At 62.0% G+C, this 13,498-nt stretch carries 10 protein-coding genes and 2 tRNA genes; 9 read left to right on the top strand and 3 right to left on the bottom strand.

The genetic code is table 11. The features are described 5' to 3' along the window. Positions 1 to 31 precede the first annotated feature (31 nt). The 4 genes from EV688_RS09860 (at position 32) to EV688_RS09875 (ending at position 5,170) form a co-directional block, all read left to right on the top strand. On the top strand, positions 32 to 1,237 hold the full coding sequence (locus EV688_RS09860) for an O-succinylhomoserine sulfhydrylase (RefSeq protein WP_117317735.1): 1,206 nt from the start codon (positions 32 to 34) through the stop codon (positions 1,235 to 1,237). Beyond that, the gene (locus tag EV688_RS09865; protein ID WP_420867060.1) at positions 1,228 to 2,163 is read left to right on the top strand and encodes an AAA family ATPase; all 936 of its coding nucleotides are present in this window, start codon (positions 1,228 to 1,230) and stop codon (positions 2,161 to 2,163) included. Before EV688_RS09860 ends, EV688_RS09865 begins: the two co-directional genes overlap by 10 nt. Positions 2,164 to 2,345: 182 nt before the next feature. Next, a complete protein-coding gene (locus EV688_RS09870) occupies positions 2,346 to 3,170 on the top strand; it encodes a DUF58 domain-containing protein (RefSeq protein WP_117317739.1) in 825 nt (274 codons plus the stop codon). Further along, entirely contained in the window at positions 3,167 to 5,170 is a 2,004-nt protein-coding gene (locus EV688_RS09875) for a transglutaminase TgpA family protein (protein ID WP_117317741.1), read from the top strand. Before EV688_RS09870 ends, EV688_RS09875 begins: the two co-directional genes overlap by 4 nt. A 1-nt stretch (position 5,171) precedes the next feature. Here EV688_RS09875 and acnB read toward each other — a convergent pair whose 3' ends face one another. Further along, entirely contained in the window at positions 5,172 to 7,787 is a 2,616-nt protein-coding gene (acnB, locus tag EV688_RS09880) for a bifunctional aconitate hydratase 2/2-methylisocitrate dehydratase (protein ID WP_117317742.1), read from the bottom strand. 234 nt (positions 7,788 to 8,021) lie between these two features. Between acnB and EV688_RS09885 the strand changes: the two genes are divergently transcribed. Continuing rightward, positions 8,022 to 8,663, top strand: a complete 642-nt coding sequence (locus EV688_RS09885; protein ID WP_117317744.1) for a MiaE family protein — start codon at positions 8,022 to 8,024, stop codon at positions 8,661 to 8,663. On the opposite strand, the gene EV688_RS09890 is transcribed toward EV688_RS09885, so the two are convergent. Continuing rightward, positions 8,653 to 9,411, bottom strand: a complete 759-nt coding sequence (locus EV688_RS09890) for a UDP-2,3-diacylglucosamine diphosphatase (RefSeq protein WP_240624353.1) — start codon at positions 9,409 to 9,411, stop codon at positions 8,653 to 8,655. The two genes, EV688_RS09885 and EV688_RS09890, sit on opposite strands and share 11 nt — an antisense overlap. Further along, the gene (locus tag EV688_RS09895; RefSeq protein ID WP_117317748.1) at positions 9,392 to 9,898 is read right to left on the bottom strand and encodes a peptidylprolyl isomerase; all 507 of its coding nucleotides are present in this window, start codon (positions 9,896 to 9,898) and stop codon (positions 9,392 to 9,394) included. Before EV688_RS09895 ends, EV688_RS09890 begins: the two co-directional genes overlap by 20 nt. Positions 9,899 to 10,092: 194 nt before the next feature. On the opposite strand from EV688_RS09895, the gene EV688_RS09900 reads away from it, so the two are divergent. The 4 genes from EV688_RS09900 to EV688_RS09915 all read left to right on the top strand — a co-directional run bounded on the left by EV688_RS09900 (position 10,093) and on the right by EV688_RS09915 (position 13,471). Beyond that, the gene (locus tag EV688_RS09900) at positions 10,093 to 11,769 is read left to right on the top strand and encodes a glutamine--tRNA ligase/YqeY domain fusion protein (protein WP_117317750.1); all 1,677 of its coding nucleotides are present in this window, start codon (positions 10,093 to 10,095) and stop codon (positions 11,767 to 11,769) included. Beyond that, on the top strand, positions 11,766 to 13,145 hold the full coding sequence (gene cysS, locus EV688_RS09905; RefSeq protein ID WP_117317752.1) for a cysteine--tRNA ligase: 1,380 nt from the start codon (positions 11,766 to 11,768) through the stop codon (positions 13,143 to 13,145). Before EV688_RS09900 ends, cysS begins: the two co-directional genes overlap by 4 nt. Positions 13,146 to 13,270: 125 nt before the next feature. Further along, positions 13,271 to 13,347, top strand: a tRNA-Pro gene (locus EV688_RS09910). Positions 13,348 to 13,395: 48 nt separating this feature from the next. Continuing rightward, positions 13,396 to 13,471: transfer RNA gene (locus tag EV688_RS09915), tRNA-His, on the top strand. Positions 13,472 to 13,498: the final 27 nt, after the last annotated feature.

Raw genomic sequence — 13,498 nt, forward strand, 5'->3', positions numbered from 1 at the left:
GCCACCAGCGACGTCGTCGCCAGGAGGAATGATGAGAGAGCTCGATGAGGCATTTCTTGAAACACTGGGACCGCAGACCCGTGCGGTCCGCTCCGGGGTGACAAGAACTGCCGAGGGAGAACACTCGGAGCCGATTTTCGCGACCTCCAGCTATGTGTTTGATTCCGCCGCCGATGCCGCAGCCCGCTTTACCGGTGAGCGAAAGGGGAATGTCTACTCGCGCTATACCAACCCGACGGTGCGCATTTTCGAGCAGCGCCTCGCGGCCCTGGAGGGGGGTGAGCAGGCTGTGGGCACCAGCTCTGGCATGGCTGCGATTCTCAGCGTGTGCATGGCATTGCTGAAATCCGGCGACCATGTGATCTGTTCGGCGGATGTCTTTGGCACCACCAGCGGTCTTTTCACCCGCTACCTGGAAAAGTTCGGCGTCAGCACCAGCTTCGTGCCGTTGGTTGACCTGTCCGCCTGGCGCGCTGCCGTCCGTCCGGAAACCGCCATGCTGTTTCTGGAGACACCCTCGAACCCGCTATGCGAGGTCGCGGATCTTGGCGCGATGGCGGAAATCGCCCGTGCCAGCAACAGCCTGCTGGTTGTCGACAACTGCTTCTGCACGCCTGCGCTGCAAAAGCCCCTCGACCTGGGGGCCGATATCGTGACGCATTCGGCAACCAAGTATCTCGATGGCCAGGGTCGCTGTGTGGGCGGCGCGGTCGTCGGTGGGGCGGAACACCTGCAGGAAATTGTCGCCTTCCTGCGCACCTGTGGCCCCACAATGAGTCCGTTCAACGCCTGGGTGTTTCTCAAGGGCCTGGAAACGCTGGGGCTGCGCATGCGGGCGCACAGCGAGGCGGCTATGATGCTTGCCCTCTGGCTGCAGCAGCAGCCCGCGGTAGAGCAGGTGTATTACGCCGGGCTGGAATCTCATCCGGGACACGCGCTGGCGACGCGGCAGCAATCTGCCTTCGGCGGTGTCCTCTCTTTCGTCGTGGCCGGGGGGAGGGAGGCTGCCTGGCGCTGCATCGACGCAACCCGGGTCATGTCGCTGACCGCAAATCTCGGGGATGCCAAAACCACCATCGTGCACCCGGCAACGACCACCCACGGTCGACTGACCCAGGAGCAGCGCGATGCGTCAGGCATCCGCGATGGCCTCATTCGCATCGCCGTAGGCCTTGAGGATGTGGCGGATCTGCAGGCGGATCTCGCGCGCGGGCTGGCCGCGATAGCATCGCCGTGAACAGTCACAAGCAAGCCATCGATGCCGCGGTGGCGGCGGTTTCCACGGTTCTGCTCGGGAAATCACAGCCGATTCGCCTGGCGCTGTGCTGTCTGCTGGCGCGCGGCCATCTGCTGATCGAGGATCTCCCCGGGATGGGCAAGACCACGCTGGCACACGCGCTGGCGCGGGTACTCGGTCTCTCCTATAACCGCGTGCAGTTCACCAGTGATCTGCTGCCTGCGGATATTCTCGGTGTTGCTGTCTATCAACGGGAGGACAACAGTTTCCTGTTCCACCCCGGGCCGGTCTTTACTCAGGTGCTGCTCGCCGACGAAATCAACCGAACGACGCCGCGGACCCAGAGTGCGCTGCTCGAGGCGATGGCAGAGGGCCAGGTCAGCATTGAGGGCGAGACACGGCCACTGCCAACGCCGTTTTTTGTCATTGCCACGCAGAACCCGAGTGAACAGTCGGGAACCTACGCGCTGCCGGAATCGCAGCTCGACCGCTTTCTCATGCGCATCGAGCTCGGCTACCCCGATCCCGGGGCAGAGCGCGACCTGATGAGACGGGGTGACCTCGGCGGTCAGGCAGCCAGCCTCGAGCAGGTGATGTCGGTGGAGCAACTGGGCGCGATCCGCGATCAGGTGGAAGCCGTGCATACTTCGGAAGCCCTGTTGGATTATCTGCAGAGGCTGGTCGCCCGCACCCGCGCTGGAGGCGATGTCTCCGTCGGCCTGTCCCCGCGTGGTGTGCTCGCACTCCTGCGCGCTGCAAAGACCTGGGCACTCATGGACGATCGCGACCATGTTCTGCCCGAGGATCTGCAGGCGGTCCTGGGCCCCGTTGCGGGCCATCGGCTGGTGCCGGGCGAGCGCTTCGCCGGCGACGGAATGGCGCTGGTCGCAATGTTGCAGCAGGATGTGCCTGTACTGGCGTCATGATGTGTGGACAGGCCCTGAGGTGAGTCATCCTGCCGGATAGCCTGAAACGACGTTACCTGTGGCATTACGCTCGCTGGGTAGAGCGACGTATTCCCGCCGCCTCACGCGTCACCCTGGATCGCCGTCGGATCTTCATTTTTCCCTCCCGCGTCGGTCTTTTCTTTTTTGCGGCGCTGCTGGTCATGCTCATTGCGGCGATCAACTACGAGAACAACATGAGCTATGCGCTCACATTTCTGCTGGCGACGCTGTTCGTGGTTGCCGTCCTGCATACCTACGCCAACCTGTCCGGGCTAACGCTTCACGGCAGCGGCGGGGGCAGTGGCTTTCCCGGTGATCTCCTGCCGTTCTCTGTGCGCCTGATGGGTGGCAGGCAAAGCCGGTATGCGCTTCGGGTCCGATGGCGTGACAGCTCCCTTGGTGCTGGGGAGGCGCAGCTGGACGTGCCTCCGAACGCGTCCACTGAGGCACAGCTTTATGCACGGGCCTCGCAGCGGGGGCGATTCCTGCCCGGTCGTCTGCTTGTCGAGAGCAGCTACCCGCTGGGTCTGCTACGCTGCTGGACCTCGGTAGATCTGGCGCTTTCCGGGATTGTCTATCCGTCGCCGCAGCGTCACCCGGATATCCTCGGAGGTTCAGACCCCGGTCAGCGCGGACGATGGCATCCCCGTCCAGGGGAAGATGAGTTCTACGGTCTTCGGGAGTATCGCAAGGGGGACCGGCCGCGGCAGGTTTACTGGAAAGGACTGGCCCGCGGGCAGTCATTACAGAGCAAGCAATATTCCACCTATGCCAGCGAGGATGACTGGCTGGATTGGGACAGCTATCCGGGGGTTCCCACGGAGCAGCGCCTGTCATACCTGTGTTACCAGTGCCTGCAGCTGCACGCGCGACGACAGCAATACGGTCTGCGGCTCCCGGGTCTTCGGCTCAGTCCGTCTGACGGTGCCGCGCATCGCGATCGCGTGCTGACGGCTCTGGCCCTGCACGGATTGACACAGGAATGAAGTCCGCGGATCTTATCCCACGCAACGCACTGGCGTGGATTATCGCGGCGCAGCTGCTGCTGTTGTTACCCCACGTGCTTCGTCTTCCGCTGTGGATTGTGCTGTTGTACGGTGCTGCGTTCTTCTGGCGGCTGCAAATCTATCGCGGTCGCTCCGCCGTGCCGAACCGCTGGCTCAAGCTGCTCTTCATCGGCGCATCCATGGCCGGTATTGCCGCGAGCTACGGATCCGTGATCGGTCTCGAACCCACGGTCGCGCTGCTGCTGGTGGCCTTCGCGCTCAAGCTGCTGGAGTCCGTCGCGCGCAAGGACGGCTATGTCGTGATCTTCCTCGGCTTTTTTATCTGCATCACCGAGTTTCTGTTCAGTCAGGATCTGCTCATTGTCATTTATAGCGCGGTCGTTGTCTGGGTGCTGACGACGGCGCTGATCGCGCTCCATCGCTCGGCGGCGATAGACGATACCGGTCCCATGCGACTGGCCGCTGTCATGCTACTGCAGGCCGTGCCGCTGATGCTGGTGCTTTTCTTTCTGTTTCCCCGCATTGGCCCCCTGTGGAATGTGCCGATAAAAACGCAGGCGGCAAAGACCGGGGTCAGTGACATGCTCCGTCCTGGCGATATTTCCAGCCTGGCCCAGTCTTCCGATGTCGCTTTCCGCGCCAGCTTCGCCAGAGAGGTCCCGCCCGTCTCCAGCCTCTACTGGCGTGGGCTTGTGATGAGCCGGATAGATGAGGGTGCCTGGCGCACCGTCTCGTATTTTGAAACACCGCCCGCGGAACGGCGCGCCCCGCCGGTGGAGAAGACCGGGGAGTCCCTGGACTACAGCGTGATAATCGAGCCTACGCAGCAGCAGTGGCTGTATGGGCTGCGTTACGCGGAGGCCAGGCAAGGCGGCATTCTGCAGCTGCCGGATTATCGCCTGCTAAACCCCGTTGTCCTGGAGCAGGAGTTCCGCTACCGGGTGCGTAGCTGGCCGGAAGCGGCGCTGGGTCGGGACATCAGCCCCTGGCGCAGGCGCCTCGAGACACAGCTTCCGGAGGGCTCGAATCCGCGAACGCGCGCACTTGCAGAATCGCTGTATCGCGACACCGGGAACGATGCCGAGTATGTCCAGCGCGTTCTGGCGCTGTTCCGGCAGCAACCGTTCCGCTACACCCTGCAGCCGCCATTGCTCGACAATAACAGCATGGACCAGTTCCTGCTGGAGACACGTGCTGGGTTCTGCGAGCATTACGCCTACGCGTTCGCCGTACTGATGCGCGCCGTCGGCGTCCCCGCCAGGGTGGTTTCCGGCTACCAGGGAGGCGAAATCAATCCCGTCAACGGTACGGTCATCGTGCATCAGTTCGATGCACACGCCTGGAACGAGGTGTGGCTGGAAGACCGCGGCTGGGTGCGGGTGGATCCCACCGCGGCGGTGTCGCCGGCCCGTATCGAGTTCGGACTGGAAAACGCCATGCGGGAGGAGGGCAGTTTCCTGTCCTCGTCGCTGCTGTCGCCACTGCGCTACCGGGGAATCTCCTGGATCAATGCGCTGCGCCTGCGTTACGACGCCGTTACCTATCAGTGGCAGTCGTGGGTTGTGGGCTTCGACGGCCAGCAGCAGATCGATGTGCTACGCGGGGTGTTCGGGGAGATCAACGCGCGGCTGTTTGTCGGCGTCATGCTCGCCAGCTTCGGGAGCATGCTCGGGCTGGTGGCGGCATCGCTCTTCCTGCGCAACCGCCAGGGACGGCACCGGGATCCCGCGCTGCGGCATATCCGTCTTCTGCAGACGAGACTGCGCCGGATTGGCTTTGATCTGCGCCCGGGCGAGAGTCCCGGCGCCATGGGTCGCAGGGCAGCGGAGCGCTTTCCCGGTGCCTCAGACGACCTGCGTGCCATTGCGCGCCTTGCCGATGCGGCGCTGTACCGGCCACTGGGGTCGGAACAACGCGGGAAGATGCAGCGCAGCCTGCGGCGCCAGGTGCGGCGCCTGCGACTGCACCCGGGTCGCTAAGTCAGGCGCTGAGTTGCGTGATCTCCACCGCGGCAATGCGCTTGCCCTCGTCGGCTTTTTTCTGGAAGTCCAGAATCTGGTCGAAGTTCAGGTAGCGATAAACATCGGCAGCCATCGCGTCCAGGTTGGCCACGTACGTCATGTACTCCTCGGGCGTCGGCAGCCTGCCGAGAATTGCCCCGACGGCCGCGAGTTCCGCTGAGGTCAGGTAGACATTGGCACCGTCACCCAGGCGGTTGGGGAAGTTCCGGGTGGACGTCGACAGCACGGTGGCATTTGCTGCGACCCGCGCCTGATTGCCCATGCACAGCGAGCAGCCCGGCATCTCGGTGCGCGCACCGGCAGCACCGAAAATGTTGTAATAGCCTTCCTCCATCAGCTGGTGTTCGTCCATCCGTGTTGGTGGCACGATCCACAGCCGTGTTGCGATGCCTTTCTTGTGCTGCTCCAGCAGCTTGCCGGCGGCACGGAAGTGGCCGATGTTCGTCATGCAGGAGCCGATGAAGACCTCGTCCACGCTGTCGCCGGCGACCGCGGATAGCAGACGCGCATCGTCCGGATCGTTGGGGGCGCAGATAATCGGCTCGGTCACCTCTGCCAGGTCGATCTCGATAACGGCAGTGTATTCGGCATCTTCATCGGCCCGCATCAGTGACGGATTTGCCAGCCACTCCTCCATTTTCTGGGCGCGGCGCTCCAGAGTGCGCGGATCGCCGTAGCCTTCTGCGACCATGGAACGCAGCAGCACGATGTTCGAACGCAGATACTCCGAAATTGTCTCCTCGGAAAGATCGATGGTGCAGCCGGCGGCGGAGCGTTCCGCCGACGCGTCTGACAGCTCAAAGGCCTGCTCCACGGTGAGGTCCGGAAGCCCCTCGATTTCCAGAATACGCCCGCTGAAGATGTTCTTCTTGCCCTTCTTGTCGACCGTCAGCAGGCCTTGCTGAATCGCATAGTAAGGAATGGCATGCACCAGGTCGCGCAGTGTAATGCCGGGCTGCATGTTGCCGGTGAAGCGCACCAGCACGGACTCGGGCATATCCAGCGGCATGACGCCGGTGGCAGCGGCAAACGCGACCAGGCCGGACCCCGCGGGGAACGAGATGCCCATGGGGAATCGCGTGTGCGAGTCGCCACCGGTGCCGACGGTGTCGGGCAGCAGCATGCGATTGAGCCAGGAGTGAATGATGCCGTCACCGGGTCGTAGTGAGACACCGCCGCGGGTCATGATGAAATCGGGCAGGCTGTGCTGTGTATCAATGTCCACCGGCTTGGGGTAGGCCGCCGTGTGACAGAAAGACTGCATGGTGAGGTCGGCAGAGAAGCCGAGGCAGGCAAGGTCCTTGAGTTCGTCCCGGGTCATCGGCCCCGTGGTGTCCTGGGACCCTACCGTGGTCATCTGCGGCTCGCAGTAAGTGCCGGGTCGCACGCCGTCCATGCCGCAGGCGCGGCCAACCATTTTCTGCGCCAGGGTAAAGCCCTTGCCGGAATCGGCGGGCTGCTCCGGCGTGCGGAACAGGTCGGAGTCGGGCAGTCCGAGGGACTCCCGCGCGCGGGCAGTGAGGCCGCGACCGATAATCAGGTTGATACGGCCACCGGCGCGAACCTCATCCAGCAAAACCTGCGATTTCAGCGTGAACTCGCCGATCACGCTGCCATCCTCCGCCAGCATCCTGCCCTCGTACGGGCGGATCTCTATGACGTCGCCCATGTCGAGATCATCTACCGGGGCCTCAAACACCAGTGCGCCGGCGTCTTCCATGGTGTTGTAGAAAATCGGCGCGACCTTGCCGCCAATACAGATGCCGCCAGCTTTCTTGTTCGGTACCCCGGGCACGTCATCGCCGAAAAACCACAGCACCGAGTTGGTCGCCGACTTGCGCGACGAGCCCGTGCCCACCACGTCGCCGACAAATGCCACCGGATAGCCTTTGGCCTTGATCTGTTCGATCTGTTTCATGGGTCCGATGCTGCCGGGCTCATCGGGGTGGAGGCCGTCCCGGGCCATCTTGTACATGGCCAGGGCGTGCAGCGGGATATCCGGTCGCGACCAGGCATCGGGAGCCGGGGAAAGATCATCGGTATTGGTTTCGCCGGTTACCTTGAAGACCGAGACCTTGATCGACTTGGGCACCGCGTCGCGCGAGGTGAACCACTCGCCCGCAGCCCAGCTCTGCATCACCGACTCGGCGTGGGCATTGCCCCGCTGGGCCAGGTCGGCGACATCGTGGAATGCCTCAAACACCAGCAGTGTATGCTTGAGTTCGGTAGCGGCGAGTTCGCCGAGGTCCTCGTTGGTCAGGAGAGCAACCAGCGTTTCGATATTGTAGCCACCGTGCATATTGCCAAGCAGGCGGATAGCCAGTGGCCGGTCAATCAGCGCGCACTCGGTATCGCCGCGGGCGATGGCAGACAGGAAGCCGGCCTTGACGTAGGCCGCCTCGTCGACGCCTGGCGGTACGCGATGACTCAGCAGATCGAGCAGAAAGGCCTCTTCACCCACCGGAGGGTCCTGCAGGAGTTCAACAAGCGCTGCGGTCTGTTCGACGTTCAGCGGCTTCGGCGGAATATTCTGTGCGGCGCGTTGAGCAGCGTGATCGCGGTAGGCTTCTAGCACGGTGTGACTCCTGGTACGTGGGCTCGCCGCAGGCGCCGGTGACTGCCGGCAGGCGGCGATGGAACGGTTACCGCGCGACAGCAGCCGGGCGATACGAGATACGCGTCGCAGTATATCCGAGCGCCCGATTAAGATAAATAAATCAACCGCTTATACTGTGCATTCGCGCGCTCAATAGCGTACTCTTCGCGACCCTGTTAAGGAGCGTCACCACAGTCAATGCAGCATACAGGTATGTCGACAAGCATCCGTAAGGACAGCGAGGCTGTTCGGGATTTTCTGTCCTGCGCGACGCCAGATGCCTGGGTTCAGGCGGCTGCGCGGCCGGAAAATCTTCCGACGCTGCTCATTGATCACGCCAACTGCGAGAAAAAAGCGGCCTCCACGGCGCTGGCGCTGATGCACCGCTACACCGATCAGCATCGCCTGCTCAACAGAATGTCGCGATTGGCCCGTGAGGAGCTGCGCCACTTCGAGCAGGTGCTCGCTATCATGCGTCGTCGCGATATCGTGTATACGTCGGTGAGCGCCTCCCGCTATGCCGGCGCTCTTCATGAGTGTGTACGACGGGCTGAGCCGGGGCGTCTGGTCGATACACTGCTGATCGGCGCGATTATTGAGGCGCGTTCCTGCGAGCGCTTTGCCGCACTTGCACCCTGGCTGGACGATGAGCTCTCCACATTCTACCGGTCGCTGCTGAAGTCAGAAGCCCGACATTTCCAGGACTATCTGGCGCTGGCGGCGGAGGCGGCGGGCAGTAAGGAAGTGGAGGAGAGGCTACAGTTCCTGCTGTCGGCCGAGGCAGGTCTCGTCCAGTCTGCAGATACAGAGCTGCGCTTTCACAGCGGCGTGCCCGCGGCGCCGCCTAAAAACTGAATTCCTGAAGCACTGGCCCCCTGGTATCGATATCGATACGCCAGCCGCTGTGGCTACCCCAATCGCCCAGAACCCAGCGGGTTCCTGCCGTCATCTCATGCGTCGCGGGACGGTGGGTATGTCCGTGCACCAGCCGCATCACCCCCCAGCGGTGCATGACCTCCTGCACCGCGCCGGGGTCAACATCCATGATGTCGTCTGCTTTCAGGCTATTCGCGTCCTGGCTCATGGCGCGCAATTCACTCGCCAATCGCCGGCGTTCGGCTAGCGGCCGGGCCAGGACATCAGCCTGCCAGTCGGGGTCCCGGGTCATTTGCCGGAATGACTGATAGTCGACATCGCCGGTGCAGAGGCTGTCGCCGTGCATGAGCAGCGTGCGCACACCGCCGATAAGGTGGACGCAGGGATCGGGCAGGAGTTGGGCGCCTGTGCGCGCGCAGAAAGACTCGCCAAGCAGAAAATCCCGGTTACCCGGCATCAGATAGAGCGTGATGTCACGCTCGTGCAGGCCCGACAGCAGGTTGGAAACTGACTGAACCAGTGGCCTGTCATCGTCGTCACCGATCCATGCCTCGAACAGGTCACCGAGAATATACAGCGCATCAACGTGCTGGAGGCTGCCAAGAAAACCATCAAAGCCTGCCGTCACGGCCGGCCGGGTTTCATCGAGGTGCAGGTCTGAAATCAGGCAGGCAGATGCCGCGGTCGCCAACGCCTGCCCGGGTTCGTCACTGATCGCTGTCATCATCCACAACAATGGACTCGATAATCACCGCCTCTTTCGGGACGTCCTGGTGCCCGCCTCGGCTGGTTGTCGGTACGTTGCGAATCTTTTCCAGAACGTCTTCACCACTGACAATTTTGCCAAATACGGTGTAACCCCAGCCCTGCATCGTTTTGCCGCTGTGGTTGAGGAAGTCGTTGTCCTTGACGTTGAGAAAGAACTGCGCGGTCGCCGAGTGGGGATCCATGGTGCGCGCCATGGCAATGGTGCCAAAATCGTTCTTCAGGCCATTGTCGGCCTCGTTCTCGATCGGGTCTCGGGTGGGACGCTGTTTCATGTCGGTATCGAAACCGCCGCCCTGGATCATGAAGTTGTTGATTACGCGGTGAAAAATCGTGCCATCGTAGTGCCCGCTTCGGGCATAGGCGATAAAGTTCTCCACGGTTCTGGGCGCGCGCTCGGCATCCAGCTCCAGTGTGATCTCGCCAAAGGTCGTGCGAATAGTGATCATCAGTCGGGGCCTTAAGAGTGATTTCTGAAGAGTCGGATGATACGTTCTTTGCCCTCCCAGTAGAACTGTTACAGCACGTTCCTGTGACGGATTTACGCACAGGTCAGCGCAGATTCAAGCGTCGGCCCCGTGATCTATCTGCCTGCTGCATCAGGCGCTATACTGTCTGGCTTCATTTCCAGCGAAGCAAACACATGGAACACAGCAAGTCAACGGGCAACTTCCTGCAGACTATTATCGAGGAAGACCTGGCGAGCGGGCGGGTCGACAGGGTGGTCACGCGCTTCCCGCCCGAGCCCAACGGCTACCTGCATATCGGCCACGCCAAATCCATCAGCGTCAACTTCGGTCTGGCAGAGCAGTTCGGTGGCCATTGCCATCTTCGGTTCGACGACACCAATCCGGAAAAGGAGGCGCAGGAATATATCGACGCCATCCAGGAAGATGTCCGTTGGCTGGGCTACGAATGGCAGGGGGACGTCCGCTACGCATCATCCTACTTTGAGCAGCTGTACGCCTGGGCGGAGTATCTGGTGGAGCAGGGCGATGCCTATGTCTGCGAGCTGGACGCCGATCAGGCCCGGGAGTTTCGCGGCACGTTGACGGAGGCCGGACGCAACAGTCCGTACAGGGAGCGTTCTGCTGCCGAGAACCTTGACCTCCTGCGGCGAATGCGACAGGGGGAGTTTGCCGACGGCACCCGGGTGCTGCGCGCAAAAATCGATATGGCTCACCCCAATATGAATATGCGTGATCCGATTCTCTACCGGATCCGCAAGCGTCATCATCACCAGACCGGCGACGCCTGGCCGATCTATCCCACCTACGATTTCGCACACGGACAGGAAGACGCGATAGAGGGTATTACCCATTCCATCTGTACGCTTGAGTTTGAGGACCACCGTCCGCTCTACGACTGGTTTCTCGACCATCTGCCGGTAAAAAGCCGACCGCGGCAGTATGAGTTCGGGCGGCTGAATACCAGTTACACCGTGACCAGCAAGCGCAAGCTGAAACAGCTGGTAGACGAGGAGGTCGTCGATGGTTGGGATGATCCGCGCATGCCGACAATTGCCGGGCTGCGTCGTCGCGGCGTCACGCCTGCGGCGATCCGCCGTTTCTGCGACATGGTAGGGACCTCCCGCGCCAATGGTGTTGCGGATGTCGCCATGCTGGAACACGCCATCCGCGATGATCTGAACGAAAACGCGCCGCGTGCCATGTGTGTACTCGATCCGTTGAAAGTGATTCTGACCAATATCGACGATAGCGTAAACGACCTGTTGATCGCTCCGAGGCATCCGGGCAAGCCGGAGCTGGGTGAGCGGCAGTTGCCGTTCTCGCGAGAACTGTATATCGACGCTGCGGACTTTCGTGAGGAGGCCAACAAGAAATACAAGCGGCTGGTGCTGGGCAAGCGCGTGCGTCTGCGCAGCGCCTGCGTGATCGAGGCGCATGATGTTGTCAGGAATGCAGCCGGAGAAATCGTGGAGGTCCACGCCACGGCCATTGCAAATACTGTTGGCAGCGATCCGGAAGACGGCGTCAAGCCGAAAGGCGTGATTCACTGGGTATGCGCGCGCGGCGGCAGTCGCGCCACCGTCAGGCTTTACGACAGGCTGTTCCGTCACCCCGCGCCGGACCGTGGTGATACCGATTTCATGGCGCAGCTGAACCCGGATTCGCTGAGAATTGTCGATTGCGCGATCATTGAGCCTGCGCTGGCCGTGGCGTCGCCGGGTGAGCGTTTTCAGTTCGAACGCGAGGGTTACTTTGTGGCTGACAGCATGGAGCACAGTGCTGACAGTCCCGTCTACAACCTGACAATCGGCCTGCGCGACGTCTGGGAAAACGCCGGAGGCGCCGGATGAGTCTGCGCCTCTACAATACCCTCAGCGGCGAAAAGGAACACTTTGAGCCGAGGGTCGCAGACACGGTGACAATGTACGTGTGCGGCCCCACGGTCTACAACCTGGCGCATATTGGAAATGCGCGGCCCGTGGTGGTGTTCGACACCCTGTTTCGCGTATTGAGAGAACGCTATGCGACAGTGACCTACGCCCGCAACATTACCGACATCGATGACAAGATCATCGCTGCCGCCCGTGACAGCGGGCGCAGCATTGAATCTGTCACCGATGAGTTCACGCTGAAATATCGCGAAGACATGGCTGCGCTCAACACGCTGCCACCGACCCTGGAGCCTCACGCAACCCACAACATTGATGCGATGATCCGTCTGACCCAGCGGCTTATCGAGCGCGGCCATGCCTATGTTTCTGCCGGCCACGCCCTGTTCGCCGTCGAGTCCATGCCGGAATACGGCGCGCTGTCAGGGCGCAGGCTTGATGACATGCTGGCGGGCGCCCGGGTTGACGTTGCCGACTACAAGCGTCACCCGGGCGATTTCGTGCTGTGGAAACCGGCCGCCGACGACGAACCCGGCTGGGACAGCCCCTGGGGCCGGGGGCGGCCGGGCTGGCACCTCGAATGCTCGGCGATGATCCGGGAGCATCTCGGTGACAGTATTGACATCCACGGCGGTGGGCGCGACCTGATCTTCCCACACCATGAAAACGAGATTGCGCAGAGCCGCTGCAGTCATGACGGGGAGTTTGTGCGTTACTGGCTGCATAATGCCTATGTGGATATCGACGGCGAGAAAATGTCCAAGTCGCTGGGCAATGTGCGCAGTGTTCGCGACCTGCTGCAGCATTACCGGGGCGAAGTGCTGCGGCTGGCGCTGCTGACGGCCCACTACCGCTCGCCGCTGAATTTCTCCAGCGATCTCCTCGATCAGGCCCGGCATACGCTTGACGGTTTTTACACGACCCTGCGTAGCGTCGAGCACATCGAGCCGGTGGGCCCTGTCGATATCACGGCGGAGCCGGTGTTTGCCGCGCTCGAGGATGATCTGAATACACCCCTGGCGCTGGCCGAGCTGCATGCGCTGGCCAAGGCGCTGCACAAGGCATTGGACGCGGAGAGGCCACGGCTCAAGGCACGTTTCCTGGCGGCGGCAGACAGCCTTGGCATTCTGCAGGCAACACCCGCGTCCTGGCTGCAGGACGCAACGGCGGCCGATGAGCTGGATGCCGCGGCGATTGAGCAACTCATTGAACAGCGGCGCAGGGCGAAGCAGGATCGTGACTACGCACTGGCAGACACGATTCGCAATGAGCTAATGGCCGCGGGCATCGCACTTGAAGATACCGCCGAAGGAACCCTGTGGCGGCGCGGAGCCTGATCTGACAGTCGGGGCGGATCATGACAAATACGCTATACTGCAGTTGCGGACGTTGATTTTGCCGGGTTGCGTGAGTATGATGCGCGCTCCTGAACACGGGTTACTTTTTCGACACTCAGGTATATCGGGGTATAGCGCAGTCTGGTAGCGCGCCTGCTTTGGGAGCAGGATGTCGGGAGTTCGAATCTCTCTACCCCGACCACTTTTCAACGGTGAAGAGTCGGTCATTTCGGTGTCAACCCTGTCTATGGTGGCCGTAGCTCACCAGGTAGAGCACCGGATTGTGACTCCGGAGGTAGCGGGTTCGAGACCCGTCGGCCACCCCATCTTCCCGATTCCCCCTTGCCGCCTGT

It is taken from the genome of Chromatocurvus halotolerans, from assembly GCF_004340525.1.
GTDB classification, from domain to species: Bacteria; Pseudomonadota; Gammaproteobacteria; order Pseudomonadales; family Halieaceae; genus Chromatocurvus; species Chromatocurvus halotolerans.

What these genes read in the sequence shown, in the direction of transcription:
- EV688_RS09860 (WP_117317735.1), top strand. Translation starts at nt 32, where the DNA reads ATGAGAGAGCTCGATGAGGCATTTCTTGAAACACTGGGACCGCAGACC.
- EV688_RS09870 (WP_117317739.1), top strand. Translation starts at nt 2,346, where the DNA reads ATGCTCATTGCGGCGATCAACTACGAGAACAACATGAGCTATGCGCTC.
- EV688_RS09875 (WP_117317741.1), top strand. Translation starts at nt 3,167, where the DNA reads ATGAAGTCCGCGGATCTTATCCCACGCAACGCACTGGCGTGGATTATC.
- EV688_RS09885 (WP_117317744.1), top strand. Translation starts at nt 8,022, where the DNA reads ATGTCGACAAGCATCCGTAAGGACAGCGAGGCTGTTCGGGATTTTCTG.
- EV688_RS09890 (WP_240624353.1), bottom strand. Translation starts at nt 9,411, where the DNA reads ATGATGACAGCGATCAGTGACGAACCCGGGCAGGCGTTGGCGACCGCG.
- EV688_RS09895 (WP_117317748.1), bottom strand. Translation starts at nt 9,898, where the DNA reads ATGATCACTATTCGCACGACCTTTGGCGAGATCACACTGGAGCTGGAT.
- EV688_RS09900 (WP_117317750.1), top strand. Translation starts at nt 10,093, where the DNA reads ATGGAACACAGCAAGTCAACGGGCAACTTCCTGCAGACTATTATCGAG.
- cysS (WP_117317752.1), top strand. Translation starts at nt 11,766, where the DNA reads ATGAGTCTGCGCCTCTACAATACCCTCAGCGGCGAAAAGGAACACTTT.